General features: G+C 70.6%; 18 protein-coding genes. 11 read left to right on the top strand and 7 right to left on the bottom strand.

Translation table 11 applies throughout. The features are described 5' to 3' along the window. The first annotated feature begins 206 nt into the window (after nucleotides 1-206). Nucleotides 207-2,162, top strand: coding sequence for a glycoside hydrolase family 3 N-terminal domain-containing protein (locus ABD658_RS06540; protein ID WP_344683980.1), 1,956 nt, complete (start codon nucleotides 207-209; stop codon nucleotides 2,160-2,162). A gap of 50 nt (nucleotides 2,163-2,212) precedes the next feature. Beyond that, nucleotides 2,213-3,082 (top strand): alpha/beta fold hydrolase, encoded by an 870-nt coding sequence (locus tag ABD658_RS06535; protein WP_311024477.1) that lies wholly within the window; start codon nucleotides 2,213-2,215, stop codon nucleotides 3,080-3,082. Between the two features lie 80 nt (nucleotides 3,083-3,162). Here the strand turns inward: ABD658_RS06535 and ABD658_RS06530 are convergent, their stop codons facing one another. Next, nucleotides 3,163-4,563 (bottom strand): THUMP-like domain-containing protein, encoded by a 1,401-nt coding sequence (locus ABD658_RS06530; RefSeq protein WP_344683984.1) that lies wholly within the window; start codon nucleotides 4,561-4,563, stop codon nucleotides 3,163-3,165. Nucleotides 4,564-4,847: 284 nt separating this feature from the next. Between ABD658_RS06530 and ABD658_RS06525 the strand changes: the two genes are divergently transcribed. The 4 genes from ABD658_RS06525 to ABD658_RS06510 all read left to right on the top strand — a co-directional run bounded on the left by ABD658_RS06525 (nucleotide 4,848) and on the right by ABD658_RS06510 (nucleotide 8,848). After that, a complete protein-coding gene (locus ABD658_RS06525; RefSeq protein WP_311024475.1) occupies nucleotides 4,848-5,903 on the top strand; it encodes a siderophore ABC transporter substrate-binding protein in 1,056 nt (351 codons plus the stop codon). A gap of 100 nt (nucleotides 5,904-6,003) precedes the next feature. Continuing rightward, nucleotides 6,004-7,035, top strand: coding sequence for an ABC transporter permease (locus ABD658_RS06520; RefSeq protein ID WP_344683986.1), 1,032 nt, complete (start codon nucleotides 6,004-6,006; stop codon nucleotides 7,033-7,035). Next, on the top strand, nucleotides 7,035-8,096 hold the full coding sequence (locus ABD658_RS06515) for an iron chelate uptake ABC transporter family permease subunit (RefSeq protein WP_344684085.1): 1,062 nt from the start codon (nucleotides 7,035-7,037) through the stop codon (nucleotides 8,094-8,096). Before ABD658_RS06520 ends, ABD658_RS06515 begins: the two co-directional genes overlap by 1 nt. Beyond that, a complete protein-coding gene (locus ABD658_RS06510) occupies nucleotides 8,093-8,848 on the top strand; it encodes an iron ABC transporter ATP-binding protein (protein ID WP_311024474.1) in 756 nt (251 codons plus the stop codon). Before ABD658_RS06515 ends, ABD658_RS06510 begins: the two co-directional genes overlap by 4 nt. Before the next feature lie 134 nt (nucleotides 8,849-8,982). On the opposite strand, the gene ABD658_RS06505 is transcribed toward ABD658_RS06510, so the two are convergent. The 5 genes from ABD658_RS06505 to ABD658_RS06485 all read right to left on the bottom strand — a co-directional run bounded on the left by ABD658_RS06505 (nucleotide 8,983) and on the right by ABD658_RS06485 (nucleotide 15,247). After that, nucleotides 8,983-10,431, bottom strand: a complete 1,449-nt coding sequence (locus ABD658_RS06505; RefSeq protein WP_344683990.1) for an MFS transporter — start codon at nucleotides 10,429-10,431, stop codon at nucleotides 8,983-8,985. 209 nt (nucleotides 10,432-10,640) lie between these two features. Then, nucleotides 10,641-12,443: an acetyl/propionyl/methylcrotonyl-CoA carboxylase subunit alpha gene (locus ABD658_RS06500; RefSeq protein WP_311024472.1), complete on the bottom strand. Its 1,803-nt coding sequence runs from the start codon at nucleotides 12,441-12,443 to the stop codon at nucleotides 10,641-10,643. 111 nt (nucleotides 12,444-12,554) lie between these two features. Beyond that, nucleotides 12,555-13,259, bottom strand: a complete 705-nt coding sequence (locus ABD658_RS06495) for a Maf family protein (protein WP_344683993.1) — start codon at nucleotides 13,257-13,259, stop codon at nucleotides 12,555-12,557. 4 nt (nucleotides 13,260-13,263) lie between these two features. Next, nucleotides 13,264-13,524: a hypothetical protein gene (locus tag ABD658_RS06490; RefSeq protein WP_344683995.1), complete on the bottom strand. Its 261-nt coding sequence runs from the start codon at nucleotides 13,522-13,524 to the stop codon at nucleotides 13,264-13,266. A gap of 73 nt (nucleotides 13,525-13,597) precedes the next feature. Then, complete coding sequence (locus ABD658_RS06485; RefSeq protein WP_344683997.1) at nucleotides 13,598-15,247, bottom strand: acyl-CoA carboxylase subunit beta; 1,650 nt, start codon at nucleotides 15,245-15,247, stop codon at nucleotides 13,598-13,600. 232 nt (nucleotides 15,248-15,479) lie between these two features. On the opposite strand from ABD658_RS06485, the gene ABD658_RS06480 reads away from it, so the two are divergent. The 5 genes from ABD658_RS06480 to ABD658_RS06460 all read left to right on the top strand — a co-directional run bounded on the left by ABD658_RS06480 (nucleotide 15,480) and on the right by ABD658_RS06460 (nucleotide 20,899). Then, nucleotides 15,480-16,382, top strand: a complete 903-nt coding sequence (locus ABD658_RS06480) for an SDR family oxidoreductase (protein WP_344683999.1) — start codon at nucleotides 15,480-15,482, stop codon at nucleotides 16,380-16,382. Between the two features lie 95 nt (nucleotides 16,383-16,477). Further along, nucleotides 16,478-17,515 (top strand): biotin--[acetyl-CoA-carboxylase] ligase, encoded by a 1,038-nt coding sequence (locus tag ABD658_RS06475; RefSeq protein ID WP_344684001.1) that lies wholly within the window; start codon nucleotides 16,478-16,480, stop codon nucleotides 17,513-17,515. A gap of 83 nt (nucleotides 17,516-17,598) precedes the next feature. After that, nucleotides 17,599-18,228 carry a hypothetical protein gene (locus tag ABD658_RS06470; protein ID WP_070159435.1) on the top strand — a complete coding sequence of 210 codons (630 nt, stop codon included), beginning with the start codon at nucleotides 17,599-17,601 and terminating at the stop codon, nucleotides 18,226-18,228. A gap of 734 nt (nucleotides 18,229-18,962) precedes the next feature. Further along, entirely contained in the window at nucleotides 18,963-20,033 is a 1,071-nt protein-coding gene (locus ABD658_RS06465) for an adenylate/guanylate cyclase domain-containing protein (protein ID WP_070162290.1), read from the top strand. 116 nt (nucleotides 20,034-20,149) lie between these two features. Continuing rightward, on the top strand, nucleotides 20,150-20,899 hold the full coding sequence (locus ABD658_RS06460) for a PP2C family protein-serine/threonine phosphatase (protein WP_344684006.1): 750 nt from the start codon (nucleotides 20,150-20,152) through the stop codon (nucleotides 20,897-20,899). Nucleotides 20,900-20,960: 61 nt separating this feature from the next. On the opposite strand, the gene ABD658_RS06455 is transcribed toward ABD658_RS06460, so the two are convergent. Further along, nucleotides 20,961-21,812, bottom strand: coding sequence for an EamA family transporter (locus tag ABD658_RS06455; protein WP_070162285.1), 852 nt, complete (start codon nucleotides 21,810-21,812; stop codon nucleotides 20,961-20,963). Between the last annotated feature and the right edge of the window lie 53 nt (nucleotides 21,813-21,865).

The following is a 21,865-nucleotide window of genomic DNA, read 5'->3' as shown; positions in this document are numbered from 1 at the left end:
GCCTCAGGTGAGGATCGCTGTCCCCGTTGCAGGGATGGGGCCCGGGCATGAAGCGCGTCAGCGGTCCGGTGGGTCCCTGGAGTGGGGACCGCGACGCCGTCAGAGACGGTCATCGGAGACGGTCATCGGAGACGGTCGTCAGAGACGGTCGCCAGGGCCCGGCGCCCGATGCGCGCTCGATGCCGCACGCTGGATACCCTGGGGCCATGATCTCTTCGTCTCCTGATGCTCCCCGGGCGGCTGGCCGGATGACTTCGGCGCTGCGCCGTCTGGCGCCCCTGCTGATGGTTCCGGCCCTGCTGCTGAGCTCCTGCGCTTCGGGCGACGACGGCGGCGCCGGGGACGACGCTGACGGCACCGGTGGTGGGGCGAGCGGAGACGGGCAGAACCAGGACCAGCAGGAGCGGGACCAGCAGGAGCAGGACGAGCAAGAGCGTCGGGAGGCGTTCGCGGCCCGTGAGGCGGCCCTGGCCGGACCGGGAGACCAGCACCGTGATGCGGCGGCCGCGGCGGTCGCTGAGCTGAGCATCGACGAGCAGGCCGGGCAGGTGCTCGTGGGGGAGTACGGCGGCACCGACGCCTCCGGCATGGCAGGGCTCATCGAGGAGCTCCACCTGGCCGGGGCCATCGTGATGGGGGACAACGTTCCCCGCGGCGAGGACGGTGCGGACCTCGATGCCCTCGCCGGTGAATTGGACACCCTGCATCAGGCCGCCGTGTCCCGGGACTGGCCCGCGGTGGTCGCCGTGGACCAGGAGGGCGGCCTGGTGACACGGGTGGGGCACCCGCTGACGGAGTGGCCCGCGCCCATGGCGTATGGTGCCGCGCGCCTCGGAGCGCTGGACGGACAGCACTCGGACGAAGCCCCAGAGGAAGCCCCGGACGAGGCCGCAGAGGAGGCCGCAGTCGCCGGTCATGACGCCCTGGCGGCGCTGGGGCACCGGGCCATGGGGGAGGACCTGGCGGAGCTTGGTTTCACCATGGACTTCGCCCCGAATGCGGACGTCACCCTCGGCGCTGAGGATGTGGCCATCGGCTCCCGATCCTTCGGTGCTGACCCCCAGCTGGTGGCCGACCTGGCGCTCGCAGGGCTCCGCGGGCTCGCCGAGGGCGGTCTGGCCGGCTCGGCCAAGCACTTCCCCGGCCACGGTGGCGTCACCGAGGACTCCCACCTCACGCTGCCGGTCCAGCCTGCCGAGCTGAGCGAGTTGGAGGACCATGACTGGGCGCCCTTCCAGCAGGTGATCGAGGCCGGCGCCCCGATGATCATGATGGGGCACCTCGACGTCCCCGCCCTGGAGGCCGGGGTGCCGTCGTCGTTGTCGCCGGCGGCCTATGAGCGGCTGCGCGAGATGGGGCACGACGGCGTGATCGTCACCGACGCGCTGAACATGGCCGCCGTGGTGGACCAGGCCGGTCCGGCCGAGGCGCCCGTGCGGGCCCTGGAGACCGGTGCTGACCTGCTGCTGATGCCCTCGGATGTGCGTACCGCCCACGCGGCGATCGTCGACGCGGTGGAGTCGGGGCGGCTCGAGGAGGACCGGTTGACGGAGGCCGCCGAGCGGGTGGTCGCGCTGATGCTCTGGCAGCAGGATCTGGCTGCCGGGGAGCTCGACGCCGGCCCCGGCGTCGCCCTGCCGGAGGTCCTTCAGGGCCTCGAGGAGGAGGTCGAACAGGACGGCGGCGGGTACGCCGACCTGCCCAGCATCACGGGCGAGGACGCGGGCGAGGACGCTGGTGAGGACACGGGCGACGGCGCCGCCGAGGTCGCCGCCGCCGTCGCCCGTCACGCGGTGACGCTGGTCGCCGGCCAGTGCGAGGCCGATGTCCTGCAGGGTCCGGTGACGGTGGTCGGCGGACAGGAGCAGGACCGCGCGCGATTGGAGTCGGCGCTGCAGGCGGCCGGCCATCAGCTGGGCGCCGGAGGCACCGTGATCGGCCTGGTGGCGCCGGGGGCGCCGCCGTCGCAGGGCGCCGACGTCGTGGTGGCCCTGGACCGTCCCGAGCCGCTGCGTCTGCACCCGGCCGAGACCCAGGTGGCCCTCTATGGACGCGGGGAGGAGAGCTTCACGGCCCTGGTGGAGGTCCTGGCCGGCGCCCCGGCGCCGGGCGCCCTGCCGACTCCGGTGGGGGAACACGAGGTCGGCCACTCGGTCTGCTGAGCCGCCGGAAGGTGTTGGCCGCCCGAAGCCTGGAGAGATAGATTCCTGACATGTCGCACGACGCAGTCCTCCTTCCTGAGCCCACCTTCATCGATGTCGACGGCGTCGCCGTTGCGACCTGGCTCCTGGAGCCCGATGGGCCGCCCCGTGGACCGGATGTGGTGCTCTGCCACGGTACGCCGTGGTCTGCGGCCGTGTGGAGCGCGGCGGCCCGTCACCTGGCGCGGCATCGGCGGGTGCGCCTGTGGGACATGCCCGGCTACGGCGCCTCCGCGAAGGAGGAACAGGTTCCGGTGGATCTGGGGTCGCAGATGCGCCGCTTCGCCCAGCTGCTGGACCGCTGGCGGCTCTCCGCGCCCTCGGTGATCGCTCATGACATCGGCGGCGCGGTCGCCCTCGGCGCGCACCTTCTGCACGGGCGGGACTATGCCTCCCTGCATCTCTGGGACATCGTCGCGCTGGAGCCGTGGGGCTCACCGTTCTTCCGCCTCGTATCGGCCCATCAGGAGGTCTTCTCCCAGCTTCCGCCGGAGCTGCATGCCGCCCTGGTCCGCGAGTACATCGCCGGAGCCGCACGTCAGCCCCTGACTCCGGCTTGGGTGGAGATCCTCACCGAACCGTGGTTGGGCCCCACGGGTCAGGCGGCCTTCTACCGCCAGATCTCCCAGCTGCGGGTGGAGGACACCCGCCCGGTGGTCGACCGCCTGGGCGAGCTGCGCTGCCCGGTGCGCATCGGCTGGGGTGAGGACGACCCCTGGATCGCAGTCGAGCAGGCCCACCGGCTCCGTCGCGCCCTCCCCGGGGACCCGGAGACGACCACGCTCGCAGGCGTCGGACACTTGGGGCCGGTCGAATCTCCGGCGGCCATCCATCGGGAGCTGGACGCCTGGCTGGCTGAGCGCCTGACCTCACGCGGATGAGTCAGGCGCAGCGGAAGCCAGGCGCCTGATTCGACGGCAGCACCGGGCGTCGCACCGGCGCCTGAGACAAGCCCGGGACCTCAGACCGGCTCGACGACGGCGACCAGCCGCTGGTCGCCGACCCGCGTGATCACCAGGGTGCGGTGCCGGGGTCCGGCGGGCGCCAGATCCGCCGTCGCGGCGGTCCTCTCCCGTCCGTCCTTCCTGCGTCCATTCTTGCCGCGCCGGTCCTGCCCGGCGAGGATCTGCTTGCGCAGCGTCTCCGGCACCACGTCCACCCCGCGCTTCTTGATCTCCACGCTGGTCACGCCGTGCTCCTGCACCCAGGCGCGCAGTCGCTTGACCTGGAACGGGAAGACCTCCACCACGCGGTGGCACCGGACGGCGGAGGTCGACGGCGGCGCGGCCCGGTCGGGGAGCACGAAGTAGGCGATGTGCTCGTCCAGCATGGCTCCGCCGAGCCGTTCGGCCAGATCGGAGACCAGCCCGGCGCGGATCACGGCGCCGTCAGGCTCACACAGCAGTCCGGAGAGCCCGTCCGGGCCCAGGGCCTCGGCGTCGGGGCGCTCGCCGAACTCAGCGGCGGAGGTCAGCTCCTCCACGGCGTCCGCGCTGCGGACAGTCGCTGCGCGTCGCACCCCGGGGCGCGCCAGTGCGTTGAACCACAGGACCACCTCCACCACGTGGCCGTCCACACTGACCCACTCGGCCTCGCAGTCGGCGGGGATGAGCTCATGCGGGATCCCCGGCCCCAGCTTCACGCCCAGGGGGATGCCAGTGGCGGCCAGCGAGGTCACGAAGCTCAGCGGCGGAGAGAAGGACTCCGGGTCCCATATGCGGCGCGAGGCGCCGTCGGCGCTGTGCCCGCGGCCCGCATCCCGGCGCGCCGGATCCAGCCACAGGCCCCAGCCGGCGGGGGCGCCGCCCGGACCGTCTGTCCTGTCTGCCCCGTCTGTCCTGTCTGTCCCGTCCGGCTCGTCGGGCTGGCCGATCGTCAGGCCCACCTCCGCGACGAAGGCCTCCGCGGTGGTGTGCCGGACCTCGGCCTCTGGGAACGGCGTGAGGTTCATCGTCGCCGCCGCGGCGGCATCCTCGTCGGCGTCGACGGCGATGACCTCCAGTCCCAGGGAGGCCAGTGCCAGCGCATCGCCTCCCAGGCCGCATCCCAGGTCTGCCACATGGGTGAGGCCCGCCTCGCGGAAGCGCCGGGCGTGACCCGCCGCCACGGGCAGTCGGGTGGCCTGCTGCAGCCCGTCCTGGGTGAACAGCATCCGGGCGGCGAAGTCACCGAACTTCGCTGCGGCGTCCCGGCGCAGGCGGGACTGCGTCAGTGCGGCGGCCACCAGCTCCGGCGAGTGGCCGGCGCGCCGCAGCTCGGTGTTGAGCCGGGCGGCGTCGTCGGCATCATAGGGCGGGAGCGAGTTCAGCAGCTCCCAGCCCTCGGGCGTCAGCAGCGGGGCGAGCGCAGAGGTCTCAGACATCTCCGCCAGCCTAGCCGGAGCCGCCCTCGAATGCTGGTCCGTCCGGTCCGACGAGGCTGTGGAGGGCTGCGATCCGTCATGGGGTCGTCACCAACTTGCAGCGCATTAGCCAAGTCGATAGGTTCTTATTTGCTTAGGCTGGGCTAAGTCATTCGGCGAAGGTAGGTGTGACCTCTTTCGCAGTCTGTGGTCCGACCCGCCGCCTCGCACCCGAGTCCATCACACACTCCACCACTGTCGGCCGCCCCGCACCGGCGCCGACCCGTGACCTTGAGGAAGGCCCCATGACCTCTGCTGAGACCACCAGCTCCACCTCCCGTGCCGCCGCCGGGCTGTCCGTGCTCGCCGTCGCCGCCCTGGCGCTGACCGCCTGCTCCGACGCATCCGCCGGGTCCGACGCCGGATCCGAGGCGGGATCCGACGCCGACGCGGCCTCGTCGTCACAGGGTGCCGGTGTCGTCACCATCGACGACGACCACGGCACCCATGAGATCGACGTGGACTCCATCGAGTCCGTCGGCGCGTTCGACAACCGCACCTTCCGCACGCTGGAGGACTTCGGCGTCGAGCTGACCGTCGCCGCCCGGGCTCTGATGGGCACCGGGATCACCGACTACGCCGACGACGAGGACATCCTCGACACCGGCAACCACCGTGAGCCCAACCTCGAGCTCATCGTCGCCGCGGAGCCGGACCTGGTCGTCACCGGGCAGCGCTACCAGCAGTACTACGACGACATCGCCGCCCTGCTGCCGGATGACAGCGTGATCCTTGAGTTCGACGAGGCCACCACCGACCCGGAGACATTCTTCGACGGGCTCATCGAGATGACCGAAAAGCTCGGCCAGGTATTCGAGGCCGAGGACGAGGCCGCCGAGCTCGTCGAGGGTCTGCAGGCCGCCATGGACCGGGTGGAGGCCGCCTACGACGGCGACTCCAGCGTGATGGGAGTGCTGACCTCCGGCGGGGACATCAACTACGCCGGCCCGAACCAGGGCCGCGGCGTGGCCCCGATCTTCCAGGAGTTCGACCTCGTCCCGGCGCTGGAGGTCGACGACCAGTCCAGCGACCATGAGGGCGACGACATCTCCGTGGAGGCCATCGCCGATTCGAACCCGGACTGGATCATCGTCCTGGACCGCGACGGCATGGCTCCCGACGACCCCGAGTACACCCCGGCCGGCGAGCTGATCGCCGACTCCCCGGCGCTGCAGGAGGTCACTGCGGTGCAGGAGGACCAGATCGTCTACATGCCGCAGAACATGTACCTCACCGAGGACATCCAGGCCTACACCGAGTTCCTGGAGGACTTCGCCGACGCGCTCGAGGCCGCCCGGTGAGCGTCCTCGACGCCGACCGCTGAGCCGGTCGAGCCCCGGCCGTCTTCTCACGGGCGGGGCTCGGCCGTGCCCTTGCACCTGACCCACCCGGAAAGACACCATGACCTCCACGCTGCGGCAGGACATCGCCTACACGAGCCGCGACATCCTCGTCGACGAGCAGCGCTCCCGACGGCGCCCGCTGCTGACGCCGTCGTTCCTGCTCGCCGTCGTCGTCACCCTCGGCCTGCTGGCCGCCTCACTGCTGGTGGGGCAGTTCGACGTCTTCGCCGAGGGCAGTTTCTGGATGTTCGGCATCACTCGCATCCCGCGGACCGTCGCGCTCGTGCTCGCCGGAGCCTCGATGGCCATGTGCGGGGTCATCATGCAGCTGCTGACGCAGAACCGCTTCGTGGAGCCCACCACCACCGGGACCACCGAATGGGCAGGACTCGGTCTCATCCTGGTCATGTGGCTGGCCCCCACCGCCTCGTTGCTGGCCCGGATGTCCGCTGCCGTGGCGATGGCGTTCCTGGGCACCATGGTGTTCTTCCTGTTCCTGCGCCGGGTCTCGCTGAAGTCCAGCCTCATCGTGCCCATCATCGGGATCATGCTCGGTGCGGTGGTCAGCTCCTTCACCACCTATCTGGCATTGATGACCGACACCCTCCAGACGCTCGGCATCTGGTTCCAGGGATCCTTCACCGGCGTGATCCAGGGCCGCTATGAGCTGATGTGGATCGTGCTGGCCGTCACCGTGCTGGTGTTTCTGGTGGCCGATCAGTTCACCGCCGCCGGGCTCGGCAAGGACATGGCCACCAATGTGGGGCTGAACTACACGCTCGTGCTGTTCATGGGCACCGCCATGGTCGCCGTCGCCACCGGGGTCACCGCCACCGTGGTGGGGACCCTGCCGTTCCTGGGCCTGGTGGTGCCCAACATCGTGGCCCTGTTCCGCGGCGACGACCTGCGCAGCAACCTTCCCTGGGTGTGTCTGGTCGGGATCTCCACTGTGACCCTGTGCGACCTCATCGGCCGGGTCATCATCGCTCCCTTCGAGGTCCCCGTCTCCATGGTGCTGGGCCTGGTCGGTGGGATCGTGTTCATCGGGCTGCTGCTGAGGCAGCGCCGCAAGGGAGGACTCGTCACGTGATGCTCAAGACCGCGCAGGACGCGCCCGCGCAGAGGGGGACGCAACAGGCGCCGCAGCAGTCGCGCCGCTCCGGGCCCCTCACCGGCCGGCGGCACCGTCGGGTCTACGCACTGGTCACCGCTGTGCTGATCCTCATCTCGCTGGGCTCCACGGCCGGGATCCTGTTCTACAACAACCCCATGCCCGTGGGCTCCGACGGGTGGTGGCTCATCGCCGGGATGCGGCGGGACTCCCTGCTGACCATCGCCGTCGTCGCCCTGTGCCACGCCATGGCCACCATCGCCTTCCAGACGGCGGTCAACAACCGGATCATCACCCCCGGCATCATGGGCTTCGGCTCCCTCTACACCGCCATCCAGACCGGATTCGTCTACCTCTTCGGCATCACCGGGGTCGTCATGCTGGTGGGCGTTCCGCAGTTCTTCCTGCAGATGGCGGTCATGATGCTGCTGGCCACCGGCCTCTACACGTGGCTGCTGTCCGGGAAGTTCTCCAATATCCACATCATGCTGCTGGTGGGTGTGGTGCTCGGCGGCACGTTGGGTTCGCTGTCCACCTTCATGCAGCGGATGCTCACCCCCTCCGAGTTCGACGTGCTCACCGCACGGCTCTTCGGCAACCTCTCCAACGCCCGGGCCGAGTACCTGCCCTACGCGATCCCGATCGCGCTCGCCGTCGCCGTCGTGCTGTGGCTGTGGGCGCCGAAGCTCAACGTCATCGCGCTGGGGAAGGACAATGCCACCAACCTGGGGCTGAACCACAAGCGGGAGGTCATCAAGATCCTGCTGCTGGTCTCCATCCTGGTCTCCCTGGCCACCGCGCTGGTGGGTCCGATGATGTTCCTGGGCTTCCTCACCGCCGCCCTGGCCTACCAGTTCGGCGACACCTACTCGCACCGGCACCTCTTCCCGCTCGGGTTCCTGTGCGGCTACGCGGTCCTCTCCGCGAGCTACTTCGTCCTGCGCCACGTCTGGGACGCGGGGGGAGCGGTGACGGTGATCGTGGAGCTCGTCGGCGGGCTCGTCTTCCTGTTCTTCCTCCTGCGAAAGGGACGCCTGTGATCTCCCTGACCGATGTCAGCAAGGCCTACTCCTCGTCCGTGTCGATCGGGCCGGTCAGCGTCGACATCGACGCCGGCGGGATCACCGCCCTGGTGGGCCCCAACGGGGCGGGAAAGTCCACGATCCTCACGATGATCGGCCGGCTGCTGAGCCTGGACTCTGGGCGCATCGAGGTGGCCGGCCACGACGTCGTCAACACGCCCTCGAAGGCGATCGCGAAGATCATCTCCGTGCTGCGCCAGGAGAACCACTTCGTCACCCGGCTCACGGTGCGGCAGCTGGTCAGCTTCGGGCGCTTCCCCTATTCGAAGGGCAGGCTGACGCTGGGGGACGAGAAGTACATCTCCGAGGCGATCGACTTCCTGGACCTCACCGACCTGGAGGACCGGTATCTGGACCAGCTCTCCGGCGGGCAGCGACAGCGGGCGTATGTAGCCATGGTGCTGGCGCAGAACACCGACTACGTGCTGCTGGACGAGCCGCTGAACAACCTGGACATGCAGCACGCGGTGGCGATGATGAAGCAGCTGCGCCGTGCTGCCGACGAGCTCGACCGGACCGTGGTCATCGTGCTGCACGACATCAACTTCGCCGCCCACTACTCGGACAGGATCCTGGCCATGAAGGACGGGCAGGTGGTGGAGCACGGCACTCCGGCCGAGATCATGCGCGACGACGTCCTGACCCGAGTGTTCAATACCGAGGTGCAGGTGGTGCAGGGACCGAACGGGCCCCTGGCGGTGTACTACTGAGGGCCTGGACACAGCGTTGACTCCGGAGGGATTGTCGGAATGCACGCGCTGAAGCGGCGTTTAGCGACAATCCCTCCGGGGTCAACGGTGAGGAACGATGAGACCGCACCTCGACGGTGGGCGGAGCGCTCAGCTCATTCCGTCCCGGGGGTGTAGAGGGACTTGGTCTTCGTCTCCGGAGACAGCACCAGGGCGATCAGCGTGAGTGCCCCGAGCCCTGCCAGGTAGAGGCCGACGGCGTGGACTCCGTAGTTCTGGACCAGCCAGGTCGCGGCTAAGGGGGTCAGCGCCGCGCCCAGGATGGAGGAGGCGTTGTAGGCGACCCCGGAGCCGGTGTACCGGGTGTTCGTGGGGAACAGCTCCGGCAGGACGGCGGACATCGGTCCGAAGGTCAGGCCCATCAGGGCCATGCCCACGCTGAGGAACAGCAGCATCTGCCAAATGTTGAGGTCGTCGCCCGTGCCCATGGAGCCGGCGTCGAGCCAGATGCCGAACGTGGTCCCGAAGACCATGATCGCCGCGGTCACCGTGATGAGCATCGGTCGCCGTCCGAAGCGGTCGGCGAGGTGGCCGGCCACCGGCACGAACGCCGCGAAGAACAGGATCGCCAGCACCTGGAGGACGAGGAACGACTGGTAGTCGTAGTGGAGGCCGCCGGTGCCCGCGGAGCCGATGGCGTAGGACAGGACCCAGGTGGTCATGATGTAGAAGAGGCCGTAGGTGGCCAGCATGATGAACGTGCCGAGGATGATCTCCCACCAGTTCTTGCGGAACACCTCGCCGATGGGGGCCTTGACCCGCTCGTTGTTCTTCATCGCCCGGGCGAAGACCGGAGTCTCCTCGATGCGCAGTCGCACGTAGAGCCCGACGGCGACCATCACGATGGACAGGATGAACGGCAGACGCCAGCCCCACACCAGGAACGGGTCGGTGAGGTCGGTCGCGGTGGACTGATAGTCGAAGAGGGTGGCCAGCAGCAGGAAGAGGCCGTTGGCGAGGATGAAGCCGAAGGGGGCGCCCAGCTGCGGCCACATGGCGGCCTGGGCCCGCTTGCCGGGGCGTGCGGTCTCGGACGCCAGCAGGGCGGCGCCCGACCACTCCCCGCCCAGACCCAGACCCTGACAGAAACGCAGGATGGTCAGCATTGCGGGTGCCCAGATCCCGATCTGGTGGTATGTGGGCAGCAGTCCGATGATGAACGTGGCGATGCCCATGGTCAGCAGGGCGCCGACCAACGTGGCCTTGCGCCCCACGATGTCGCCGAAGTGGCCGAAGATGATGGAGCCGACGGGACGTGCCACGAAGGCGGCGCCGAAGGTGGCCATCGAGGCCAGCAGGGCGGTGCCTTCATCACCGAAGAAGAACAGCAGGGGGAAGATCGAGACGGCCGCCGTCGCATAGATGTAGAAGTCGTAGAACTCGATGGTGGTGCCGATGAGCGAGGCGAAGATGATCCGTCGGCGCGGCACCGTGCTGTTCGGATCGGAGGTGTCGTCGACGAGGCCGGACGCGGAGGCGGCGGAGCCATCCCTGGGACCGGCGGGTTCAGCCGGGTCCAGGTCAGGGCGAGTCGTGGTGGACATGGGACAGGTCTCCTCGGGGAGGTGAGTCGTGTGCGAAGGCATCGACACATTACGCCGGTCGGTGCGGTCCTGGTATAGCGCAACAGCAACTGTCCGCATGGTGAGATCCTGCCCCGGACGCACGATGACCCCGGAGGGATCGTCGGACGACGCGCACTGAGACGACGTCCGGCGACAATCCCTCCGGGGCCATCCCGGAGTGCGGCTGCTCAGCCCTCGATCGTGGCGAGCACCTCTCCCGCGCTCACCGAGGCGCCGGCCTCCGCCTTGAGCCCTTTGAGCTTGCCGGCCTTGTGGGCGGTCAGCGGCTGCTCCATCTTCATGGCCTCCAGCACCAGGATCAGGTCGCCCTCGGCCACCTTGTCCCCGTTCTTGGCGTGGACCTTCACGATGGTGCCCTGCATGGGCGAAGTCAGCTGGTCCCCGGAGGCGCCGGTGGCTGCGGCGGTGCGCTTGCGGCGTCGCTTCTTGCCCGCCTGGGTGGCGAGTTTGCCGGCCGCCAGAGAGGCAGGCAGTCCGACGGTGACGCGTTTGCCGTTGACCTCCATGACCACGGAGGCGCGCTCCTCCTCGTGCTCGGGATCGGCGTGAGCGGCCAGCATGTTGAACGGCTGGATCGTGTTGTCGAACTCGGTCTCGATCCACCGGGTGTGCACCGAGAACGACGTCGGCGCCTTCCGGTGGCCGTGGCCGCCGTCGTGCTCGGCCAGCTCGGGGACGAACGCCGGATCCTCGAGGACCTGGCGGTGGAAGGGGATCACCGTGGGCATGCCCTCGACGGTCATCTCCGCCAGGGCGCGGCGGGCCCGCTGGACGGCCTGCTCCCGGGTGGCGCCGGTGACGATCAGCTTGGCGATCATGGAGTCGAAGGCCCCGGAGATCGTCTCCCCGGCGCGCACGCCGGAGTCCACGCGCACGCCCGGCCCGCTGGGCAGGTCGAAGCGCTCGAGCTTGCCGGGGGCGGGCATGAAGTTCCGTCCGGCGTCCTCGCCGTTGATGCGGAACTCGATGCTGTGGCCGCGGACCTCCGGGTCGTCGTAGCCCAGCCGCTCGCCGCGGGCGATCCTGAACTGCTCTCGGACCAGGTCGATGCCGGTGACCTCTTCGGAGACCGGGTGCTCCACCTGCAGGCGGGTGTTGACCTCCAGGAAGCTGATGGTGCCGTCGCGGCCCACCAGGAACTCGCAGGTCCCGGCGCCGGTGTAGCCGGCCTCGCGGAGGATCGCCTTCGAGGCGCGATAGAGCTGCCGGTTCTGCTGGCGGCTCAAGAACGGCGCGGGAGCCTCCTCCACGAGCTTCTGGTTGCGCCGCTGCAGGGAGCAGTCACGGGTGGAGACCACCACCACGGTGCCGTGCTCGTCGGCCAGGCACTGGGTCTCCACGTGCCGCGGCGCGTCCAGGTAGCGCTCGATGAAGCACTCGCCCCGCCCGAAGGCCGCGGTGGCCTCGCGGACGGCGGACTCGTAGAGCTCGGTGATCTCCTCATGCTCGCGGACCACCTTGATGCCGCGCCCGCCGCCGCCGTGGGCGGCCTTGATGGCGATGGGCAGACCCTGCTTGTCCGCGAACCTGATGACCTCCTTGGCGTCCTTGACCGGCTGCTTGGTGCCGGGCGCCAGCGGGGCGCCGACCTTCTCGGCCAGCTGGCGGGCGGAGACCTTGTCGCCCAGCGTCTCGATGGCCTCGGGGGAGGGGCCGATCCAGGTCAGTCCGGCCAGGCGCACGGCACGGGCGAAGTCGGCGTTCTCGGAGAGGAAGCCGTAGCCGGGGTGCACGGCGTCCGCACCGGTGGCGCGGGCGGCCTCCAGGATCTTCTCGACCACCAGGTAGCTGTCCGCCGCGGTGGCTCCGCCCAGGGAGTAGGCCTCGTCGGCCATGGTGACGTGGACGGCGTCGCGGTCCGGGTCGGCGTAGACGGCGACGGTCGACAGCCCCTCGTCACGGGCCGCACGGATCACCCGCACCGCGATCTCGCCGCGGTTGGCGATCAGCACCTTGCTGAACTGGGTCATGGTCTCTTCTGCACTCCTGGTAGTCGGGGTGGACGCTGCGAATTCTTCATCTGGTGGCCGATTCTGACGGCATCTGCCCGGCGACACGCCGCCGCATCGCCGGAGATCCCGTCATTCACGGCCGCTCGACACGGGAGGGGCCTCAGGCGCCAGCTGGGCGCGCAGCCGGGCCAACGCGGCAGGCGAGACGCCGATGACCGACTCCCGGTCGCCGTCGACGTGCTCGATGAACTCCGCGGCCGCGCCCTCCAGGGTGAAGGCCCCCGCGCAGTGCAGGGGCTCCCCGGACTCGGCGTAGTCGCGGATCTGCTCATCGGTGGGCCGGCCGAAGGTGATGCGAGTGGAGACCGTCTCGCCGGCGGCCTTCAGCTCGCCGTCGTGGCCGGGCTTCTGGCCCAGCCAGCTGGAGCCGGTGGTGCGTGTGGCGCTCGAGGCGTCCACCAGCCAGTGGCCCGTGTGCAGGATGCCGGTGGCGCCCCGCATCTGCCGCCAGCGCTGCACCGCCACCTCCACCTCATAGGGCTTGCCGTAGGCGACGCCGTCGAGCTCGAAGACGGAGTCGCAGCCCAGCACCAGGGCGCCGCGGGCCGCGCCTCGGGAGGCGACGTCCTCGGCCTTGGTGCGGGCCAGCAACAGCGCCTCCTCGGCGGGGGTCAGCGGTCCGAGTGCCTCGACGGCGGAGGCCACGACGGCGGGCTCGTCCACCTCGGAGACGACGACCTCGAAGTCGAGGCCGGCCTCCTCGAGGATCTGACGGCGGCTGGGGGAGGCGGAGGCGAGGATCAGTCGGGGAGTCTTGTCATGATGTGCGCTCACCGGGTCACCTCAGTCCTGCCGCGTGCTGCCAGGAGTCCGTGCCGGGGCGGCCCCACAGGCCCAGATGGCGGCGCCGCTGCAGAGTACGGTCCCGCGGGCCGGTCCCTCCGGCGTCGGCGTCCTCCACAGGCTCCGCGGTGGCGAGGCGCCCGACGACGGCGGCCACCGCGGCGAGCTCCTCCGCGCCCAGCGGGGTGCCGGTGAGCTGCAGGACGGGTGCCTCCGGGGAGTCCCCCTCGGTCGGGCCCTGGGTGGTCTCGGTCATCGGCGTCGCCTCCTTCCTGGACGTCGGGCCCGGCGGGGCCCAGCGGCGGTCTCGGTGCTGCAGGTGCGGCGGGTCACAGCGGGATGTTGCCGTGCTTCTTGGCCGGCCGTGCCTCCCGCTTGTGGAAGGTCGCCCGCAGTGCCTTGGTGACCTGCCAGCGCGTCTCGGCCGGCTCGATGACGGCGTCGATGTAGCCCAGCTCGGCGGACTGGTAGGGGTTGAGCAGCTCGGTCTCGTAGTCGTCGATGAGCTCGGCGCGCCGGGCCTCGACGTCTCCGCCTTCCCTCTCCACGGCGGCCAGCTCCCGACGGTGCAGGATGTTGACCGCACCCTGGGCGCCCATCACACCGATCTGCGCGGTGGGCCAGGCGAGGTTCACATCGGCGCCGAGCTTCTTGGAGCCCATGACGATGTAGGCCCCGCCGAAGGCCTTGCGGGTGATCACCGTGATCTTGGGGACGGTGGCCTCGGCGTAGGCGTAGAGCAGCTTGGCCCCGCGGCGGATGATGCCGTTGAACTCCTGGTCGGTGCCGGGGAGGAAGCCGGGCACGTCCACCAGGGTGAGGATCGGGATGTTGAACGCGTCGCAGAAGCGGACGAAGCGGGCGGCCTTCTCGCTGGCCGCGATGTCCAGGGTTCCGGCGAACTGGGAGGGCTGGTTGGCGACGACGCCGACGCTGCGGCCCTCCACCCGGCCCAGTCCGATCACCACGTTGGGGGCGTAGAGGGCCTGCAGCTCCAGGAAGTGGCCGTCGTCGAGGATCTGCTCGATGACGACGTGCATGTCATAGGGCTGGTTGGCGGAGTCGGGGATGAGGGTGTTCAGCGCCTCGTCCTCGGCCTCGATCTTCGCCCGCTCCTCGGCCGGCTCCACGGGGGCTTCGGCGAGGTTGTTCAGCGGCAGGAACTCCAGCAGCTCCTTGACGAACTCGAGGGCGTCCTCCTCGTCGGAGGCCAGGTAGGCGGCGGTGCCGGTGGTGGTGTTGTGCTGCCGCGCCCCGCCGAGGGTCTCCATGTCCACGTCCTCGCCGGTGACCGACTTGATGACATCGGGGCCGGTGATGAACATGTGGGAGGACTTGTCCACCATGATCACGAAGTCGGTCAGAGCCGGGGAGTAGGCCGCCCCGCCGGCCGAGGGGCCCATGATCAGGGTGATCTGGGGAACCACGCCGGAGGAGTGGACGTTGTTCCGGAAGATGTCGGCGAACATGGCCAGGGAGGCCACGCCCTCCTGGATGCGGGCGCCGCCGCCGTCGTTGATGCCGATCACCGGGCATCCGTTGCGGGCGGCGAACTCCTGGACCTTGACGATCTTCTCCCCGTTGACCGCGGAGAGGGAGCCGCCGAAGACGGTGAAGTCCTGGGAGTAGACGGCGACCAGACGACCGTCGATGGTGCCGTAGCCGGAGACGACGCCGTCGCCGAGCAGCTTCTTCTTCTCCATGCCGAAGGAGGTGGACCGGTGGACGGCCAGGGCGTCGAGCTCCACGAAGGAGTCGGGGTCCAGCAGCATCTCGATGCGCTCGCGGGCCGTGTGCTTGCCGCGGGAGTGCTGCTTCTCCACGGCTGCCTCCCCGGCGGGAGCGTGGGTCTGGTCCCGACGGCGGCGGAACTCGGCCAGCTTCCCGGCGGTGGTCGCCAGATCATGCTCCGCGCCCGGCTTCGGGGCGGTGCGGCCGTCGGTGCTGGCGCTGGCGTCAGTGCGGGGGGAGGTGCTCATCGTCCGTGGGGAACCCTTTTCTCCGGCGGTCGGGTGGACGGCGGCGCCGCGGGACGCGCGGGGCGTCATCGGGGTCACTGCCGGATCCTTCAGGAACTCTACAATCCAGCGGCCAGTCTAGCCCGGGGCAGGGGTCTGACGACTGTAGGAACCCTACAAGGCTGGCCCGGGGGTCGGATGTCGATGTGACGCAGATGACAGATGGGGGTTACTCATGAGTAGAATTGAGGGCATGACTGAGCCAGCAGCACCCACCCCCGCCACGACGCCCACCCAGCTGATCGGCCCCCGGGATCTCCACGGCGCCCGCGTGCTGATGTCCGGCGGAAGCCGCGGCATCGGGCACGCCATCGCCGTCGCGCTCGCCGGGCGCGGTGCCCACATCGCCATGCTCGCCAAGACCGACACCCCGCATCCCAAGCTCGCCGGCACCGTCCACACCGCCGTGGCCGACGTCGAGGCCGCCGGAGGCCGCGGCCTGGCGATCGTCGGGGATCTGCGCGAGGACGCCGACGTGCTCCGCGCCGTGGACACCACGGTCAGCGAGTTCGGTGGCGTGGACATCGTCATCAACAACGCGTCGGCCATCGATCTGTCCACCACCGAGGCCCTGGACATGAAGCGCTACGACCTGATGCACGACATCAACGTCCGCGGCACCTTCCACCTGTCCAAGACGGCGATGCCGCATCTGCGTCAGGCCGCCGCCGACGGCCGCCACGCGCAGATCCTCACCCTGTCTCCGCCGCTGACCGGCGCCGACGGGCGCCTGGACCCGCAGTGGTTCGGCCGCCACCTGGGCTACACGATGGCCAAGTACGGCATGTCCATGACGACCGCCGGCCTGGCTCAGGAGCTGGCCGCCGACGGCGTGGACGTGAACTCCCTGTGGCCCGCCACCCTCATCGACACCGCGGCCATCCGGGCGATGCCCGGAGGGGAGGAGATGATCCGTTCGGCCCGCACCCCGGGAGTGGTCGCGGATGCGGCGCTCGCGCTGCTCTCCGGTGCCGCCGGACGCCGCACCGGAGAATTCCTCACCGACGAGAAGGTGCTGGCCGCCGCGGGCGTGGAGGACCTCTCCGACTACGCTGTGGAGCACGGGCGCGAGCTCATCCCGGACATCTTCCTCTGAGCCGCTGACCTCCGGTCGCTCCGGCCGGGTCTCGGCGCCCGGTCATCAGGTGCCCTCCTACGGCACCGCGCAGCTGCAGGAGGCGGAGGAGCCGCATGACACAGGACAGCACAGGAAGCACAGCGAGCACCGAGGCCCTCGGCGGCACAGTGAACACCGGCGGCGAGCAGCAGCCGACGACGGCGTCGCCCCTGGACGCCGCGTGGCTGCGTCAGCAGCTGGTCGCCGAGGGCCCGTACTCCCGGCTGCGGGTGGTCGAGGCTGTCGACTCCACCAACCTGCAGCTCTCTCGGGCGGCCGGGGAGCCGGGCTTCGCCGAGACCTGGCCGCATCTGTCCGTGCTCACCGCGGAGGAGCAGACGGGGGCCACCGGTCGGCTCGGCCGCGGCTGGTCCTCGCCTCCGCGGACCTCGCTGTCCACCTCCGTGGTGCTGCGTCCGGGACGCGACGGCGTCGACCCCACGCGCCAGCTGCCCTGGATCTCTTTGGTGGCCGGCCTGAGCCTCGTAGAGGTTCTCCGGGAGCGCCACGGCATCCCGGCGCAGCTGAAATGGCCCAACGACGTGCACATCGACGGGCGCAAGATCTCCGGAATCCTGGCGGTGCTGGCGCCCGTCCCTGCGGGCGCCGCCGGTGGGGTGACCGTGGTGCTGGGGATCGGGATCAACGTGCTGCTGCGCGCCGAGGACCTGCCGACGCCGACGTCCACCTCGGTGCTGCTGGAGCTGGATCGACTGGGCGAGGGACGGGCGTCGGCGGCCGGGGCGGGGTCGCCCGACCTCGCGACGCTGCGCACCGAGGTGCTCGCCGCACTGTTGGAGCGTCTGGCGCAGAACCTCGCCGACCTGGAGGGCGTTGCGGCCCGCGGCTCCGTGCGGGACAGTGCGCTGGGTGCCCGCGTGCAGGAGGTCATGGACACCCTCGGCCAGGAGGTGCGTGTGGAGCTGCCCGGTGGGGGAGCCGAAAGCGGCACCGCGGTCGGGCTGCAGGACGACGGCTCCCTGCAGGTGGAGGTCACCCGGCGTCGGAGCGCGCCGGAGGCGCCGTGGGAGGCGGTGGAGGGCTCGGCGGTGCAGCGGCGACGGCCGTTCTCCGCCGGAGACGTCATCCACCTGCGGCGGGCGCAGGCCTGAGACCCACGGGTAGACTGGCCGCGGACCTCGCCGGACCGGCGGCACAGGTCTGACCTGATCAGAGCGGAGGACGAGGGCACGCGATGAAGCTGAAGCTCGTGGACGGCGAACAGGTCGTCGTGCGCACACGCGCTCATCTTCGTGCGCTGATCCCGGCCCTGGTGAACCTGCTCGTCACGGTCACCGTGATGAGCTTCCTCCTCGGCTACGTGTCCCGCGGTTCGCAGCCGGAGTTCATCCGGTACTACAGCCACATCGGCGTGTTCCTGATCTGGGTGGCCGGCGGTCTGGTCCTGGTGCTCGGTACGCTCCGCCCCCTGCTGCGGTGGGCGCTGCGGCACACCTACCTCACCACGTTGCGGGTGGTGCAGAAGAACATCCTCGGCGCCCCTCAGCCGGTGGTGGTGCCGCTGGGGCTGATGTCCGAGGTGCAGCTGAAGCAGTCGCGGCTGCAGGCCGTCCAGGGAGCCGGCGATCTGGTGCTGCTGCACGGCGCCTACGGTCAGCAGCAGCGCACGGTGCTGACAGACATGCCGGACGTCGAGCACTTCCACACGGTCATGGCCGAGGAGCTGAGCACCTACCGGCAGGCCGCCGCCCGGCAGCACGCCGCCCAGCAGTCCCCCCATCCTCAGGGGCACTCCTCCCCGCCGGGCACTGCGGCGCCCCGGCAGCAGCCACGATTCGGACAGTCTCCGGGACAGGCGGTGTGACCATGGTCGATGAGTCTCGAGACGAGTCCGCCCGGCGTCAGACCGGTCCCCAGGAGAGCCCGGCCGAGCATGGGCGGCTCGCCTGGGAGCGGGCCCGCCGGCGCGGCTTCGGCGCCCCGGAAGGCGATTCCGGAGACGCGTCCACGCCCCCGGAGGGACCCCCCGCCGAGGACGTCGACGCGGATCCCGGGGCCCACAGTCTGACCGGTGAGACCGGGGAGATCGACCGCGACGCCGTCGGGTACACCGACGAGCAGCTCGCCGCCGCCCGGTCCGACTGGTCCGACTTCCCGTCCCCGCGGCCCGTCACCACGCCGAGCCTGCACACCGGAGAGATCGCCCTGCCCCGCCCCGCGGCGGCCGTGCCCGGTGGGGTGCGGCGCGCGCCCGGGGACTCACCCGCCGCCACTGCCCCCACGCCTCCGGCTCCCCCTGCTCCGGACGCCGGCCCACACAGTTCTGGTGAGGGCGGAGCTGGTGAGGGACGTGCCCGGGAGGGCGATCCGTCGTCCGAGCCGGCGCCGGTGGCGCACACCCCGCATGACCCCGGAGACGAGAGGTCGGGACGTCCCGCGGGCCGGACCCGCGCTGAGGCCCGTTCGGCCGCACGGTCAGCGGCCTCAGCGGCCTCAGCGGCCTCAGCGGCCTCAGCGGCCCCGGCCCCGGCCGGTGCCGCGGCGTCGTCGTCGGGATCCGCGCCGGACGGCTGGGAGCGGGCGCCGGAGACTGCTGCGATCCCGATCCCCACGGTGGAGCAGCAGGACTGGCACCGCGGCATCCGGGACCTGGAACGCCGGCTGCTCGGTGCCGAGCGCACCCTGACCTACCGGGAGATGGCCCGCGAGCTCGGCGTCTCCACCCACGCCGCCCGCAAGCTGTGGCGCGCCCTGGGCTTCCCCAACCTGGACGATGACGTCAAGGCGTTCACCGACGCCGACGTCGAGGCGCTGTCCACGATGATCTCGCTGGTGCGCGACGGCCACCTCAACGAGGAGACCGCGATCTCGCTGACCCGTTCGGTGGGCCAGATGACCGACCGCATGGTGGTCTGGCAGATCGAGGCGCTGGTGGAGGACAAGATCGCCAACCAGCAGCTCTCCGACGCCACGGCACGGACCCAGGTGGTGGAGACCCTGCCGGAGCTGATCGCGCCGATCGAGAGCCTCATGAGCTACGCCTGGCGCCGGCAGCTCTCCGCGGCGCTGCAGCGGCTCACTGTGCGAGTGGAGTCCGGGCTGGCCGCCACCGCCCAGGGCCGGGACGGCTCCGAGCACGACTCTCCGCTGCCGCTGGCCCGTGCCGTCGGCTTCGCGGACCTCGTCTCCTACACCTCGCTGTCCCGCACCATGAACGAACGCACTCTGGCGCAGACCGTGCAGCGTTTCGAGTCCCGCTGCGCGGAGATCATCTCCATCGGCGGCGGTCGGCTCGTCAAGACCGTCGGCGACGAAGTCCTGTTCAACGCCGAGACCCCGGAGGCCGGTGCGGAGATCGCACTGGCCCTGGCCGAGACGATCGCCGCCGACGACGTCCTGCCCCAGGCCCGGGTGTCCGTGGTCTGGGGGCGCGTGCTGTCCCGGATGGGCGACATCTATGGGCCCACCGTGAACCTCGCGGCCCGGCTCACGGCACTGGCCGATCCCGGCACCATCCTGGTGGACTCCGTCACGGCCCGGGCTCTGGAGTCCGAGGACGACTACCTGCTGGTCCCGCAGCCGCCGCGGATCGTGCGCGGGTTCGGGGAGGTGCAGCCGCACATGCTGCTGCGCGCCGGCGGCACGGGGATCGTCCTGGAGAACTCCTGAGCTCTCGTCGCGGCTGTGGAACGTGACCTCATCGTGACATGATGGTCTGGTGACCCGGCGCACCCTCGCGCCGCACGGATCTCCCGCACCCACTGACCGAAGGGCACCAGACGACCATGGACGACGAGCAGCAGCCGCGCCCGGACCACGGGCTCTACCTGGACTACGGGTACGGCTCGCACGTCGGTCTGCGCCGTGAGCTCAACGAGGACGCGTCGGTGGTCACCGACTCGCTGTTCGCCGTCGCGGACGGCATGGGCGGCCACGAGGCCGGCGAGGTGGCCTCCGCCCTGGCGGTGCAGGCGCTCGCCGAGGGCTGGGACGCCGCTCCGGGGCCGATCACCCGGGTGGAGCTGCAGGCCTGCCTGGACGACGCCGACGAGCGGATCCGCGAGGCCACCGACGCCAAGGCCGGCACCACGCTGACCGGCGCGGTGCTGGTGGAGGCCGGCCAGCGGCTGCAGTGGCTGGTGTTCAACATCGGTGACTCGCGCACCTATCTGCACCAGGACGGGCGGCTGCGTCAGCTGACGCGCGACCACTCGCAGGTCCAGGAGATGTTCGAGTCCGGGATGATCACCGCCGAGGAGCTCCGCGACCACCCGAACCGCAACGTCATCACCCGCGCCCTCGGTGCCGGCGACCTGTTCAGCGGCGACTACACGATGGCGCCGGTGGAGGCCGGCCAGCGGCTGCTGATCTGCTCCGACGGGCTCACCGGAGAGCTGACCGACCAGCAGATCGCCGACATCCTCGACGCCGGACGCTCCCCCCAGGACACCGTGGACTGGCTGATCCACCAGGCGCTGCGCGAAGGCGGCCGGGACAACGTCACCGTGATCGTGGTGGACGTCCGCGAGGGCTGAATCCCGCGGATCCTGCTCGCGGATCCTGCTCGCGGATCCGGAAGGTGCCGCACCGCGCGCCTCATCCGCGCACCGATCCCATCGCGGCGACCACCACCAGTCCCATGCCCAGCAGCGCATGGACCGAGAGCTGCTGGCCGAGCAGGAGGAATCCGGCGCCCGCCGCGATCGCCGGGGCCAGGGCCAGAAGGATCGCGAAGGCGCTGGGCGGCAGCCGCCGCAGCGCCAGCATCTCCAACGCATAGGGCACCGTGGAGGACAGCAGCGCCACCCCCAGGCCGATCAGCAGGATGTGCGGCTGGAACAGCGCGGAACCGCTGGTGACGACGGCGACGGGCGCGACCGCCAGCCCGCCGACGGTCATGCCCAGGGTCAGACCGATCAGTCCGGTGAACTCCTGACCGGTGCGCCTGGTCATCATGATGTAGGCGGCCCACAGCGCCGCGGCCAGCAGAGCGAAGACCACGCCGACGGGATCCAGCTCCGTGGCGGGGTCCCAGCCGATCATCGCGACGCCGGCGAAGGCGGTCCCGGCCCACAGTGCGCTGAGCCACCGGCGTGACGCGAGGACGCTCAGGGTGAGCGGCCCCAGGATCTCCAGGGTGACCGTGGTGCCCAGCGGCAGGCGATCCAGCGCCAGGTAGAAGGCGATATTCATACCGGCCAGCACGAGTCCGTACCCGGCGGCCACGCCCCAGGACCGGGCGGACAGGCCGCGGACCCGGGGCCGGACCAGGGCCCACAAGACGCCGGCGGAGAGCACCAGGCGCAGGGCCACCATGCCCACAGGCCCCGCAGCGGGGAAGACGAGGACCGCCAGGGCCGCCCCCACCTGCTGACAGCCGAGCCCGAGGAGCACCAGCAGGCTGCCCTGGGCGCGTCGTGCGCCGTCGTCGGCAGGTCCGGAAGTCATGGCTCCATCCTCGTCGCCGGGCGGCGCGGGGTCGAGCGGCCACGCATGGGGCC

This window comes from Nesterenkonia aethiopica (genome assembly GCF_039534665.1).
In the GTDB taxonomy this organism is placed as follows: domain Bacteria; phylum Actinomycetota; class Actinomycetes; order Actinomycetales; family Micrococcaceae; genus Nesterenkonia; species Nesterenkonia aethiopica.
Note: the sequence above shows the minus strand (reverse complement) of the source record. Positions and strands in the feature narration are given on the sequence as shown.

Bases quoted from the DNA above. Each gene is read 5' to 3' on its own strand.
- ABD658_RS06540 (WP_344683980.1), top strand. From the start codon at position 207: ATGATCTCTTCGTCTCCTGATGCTCCCCGGGCGGCTGGCCGGATGACT.
- ABD658_RS06535 (WP_311024477.1), top strand. From the start codon at position 2,213: ATGTCGCACGACGCAGTCCTCCTTCCTGAGCCCACCTTCATCGATGTC.
- ABD658_RS06530 (WP_344683984.1), bottom strand. From the start codon at position 4,563: ATGTCTGAGACCTCTGCGCTCGCCCCGCTGCTGACGCCCGAGGGCTGG.
- ABD658_RS06525 (WP_311024475.1), top strand. From the start codon at position 4,848: ATGACCTCTGCTGAGACCACCAGCTCCACCTCCCGTGCCGCCGCCGGG.
- ABD658_RS06520 (WP_344683986.1), top strand. From the start codon at position 6,004: ATGACCTCCACGCTGCGGCAGGACATCGCCTACACGAGCCGCGACATC.
- ABD658_RS06515 (WP_344684085.1), top strand. From the start codon at position 7,035: ATGCTCAAGACCGCGCAGGACGCGCCCGCGCAGAGGGGGACGCAACAG.
- ABD658_RS06505 (WP_344683990.1), bottom strand. From the start codon at position 10,431: ATGTCCACCACGACTCGCCCTGACCTGGACCCGGCTGAACCCGCCGGT.
- ABD658_RS06500 (WP_311024472.1), bottom strand. From the start codon at position 12,443: ATGACCCAGTTCAGCAAGGTGCTGATCGCCAACCGCGGCGAGATCGCG.
- ABD658_RS06490 (WP_344683995.1), bottom strand. From the start codon at position 13,524: ATGACCGAGACCACCCAGGGCCCGACCGAGGGGGACTCCCCGGAGGCA.
- ABD658_RS06485 (WP_344683997.1), bottom strand. From the start codon at position 15,247: ATGAGCACCTCCCCCCGCACTGACGCCAGCGCCAGCACCGACGGCCGC.
- ABD658_RS06480 (WP_344683999.1), top strand. From the start codon at position 15,480: ATGACTGAGCCAGCAGCACCCACCCCCGCCACGACGCCCACCCAGCTG.
- ABD658_RS06475 (WP_344684001.1), top strand. From the start codon at position 16,478: ATGACACAGGACAGCACAGGAAGCACAGCGAGCACCGAGGCCCTCGGC.
- ABD658_RS06470 (WP_070159435.1), top strand. From the start codon at position 17,599: ATGAAGCTGAAGCTCGTGGACGGCGAACAGGTCGTCGTGCGCACACGC.
- ABD658_RS06460 (WP_344684006.1), top strand. From the start codon at position 20,150: ATGGACGACGAGCAGCAGCCGCGCCCGGACCACGGGCTCTACCTGGAC.
- ABD658_RS06455 (WP_070162285.1), bottom strand. From the start codon at position 21,812: ATGACTTCCGGACCTGCCGACGACGGCGCACGACGCGCCCAGGGCAGC.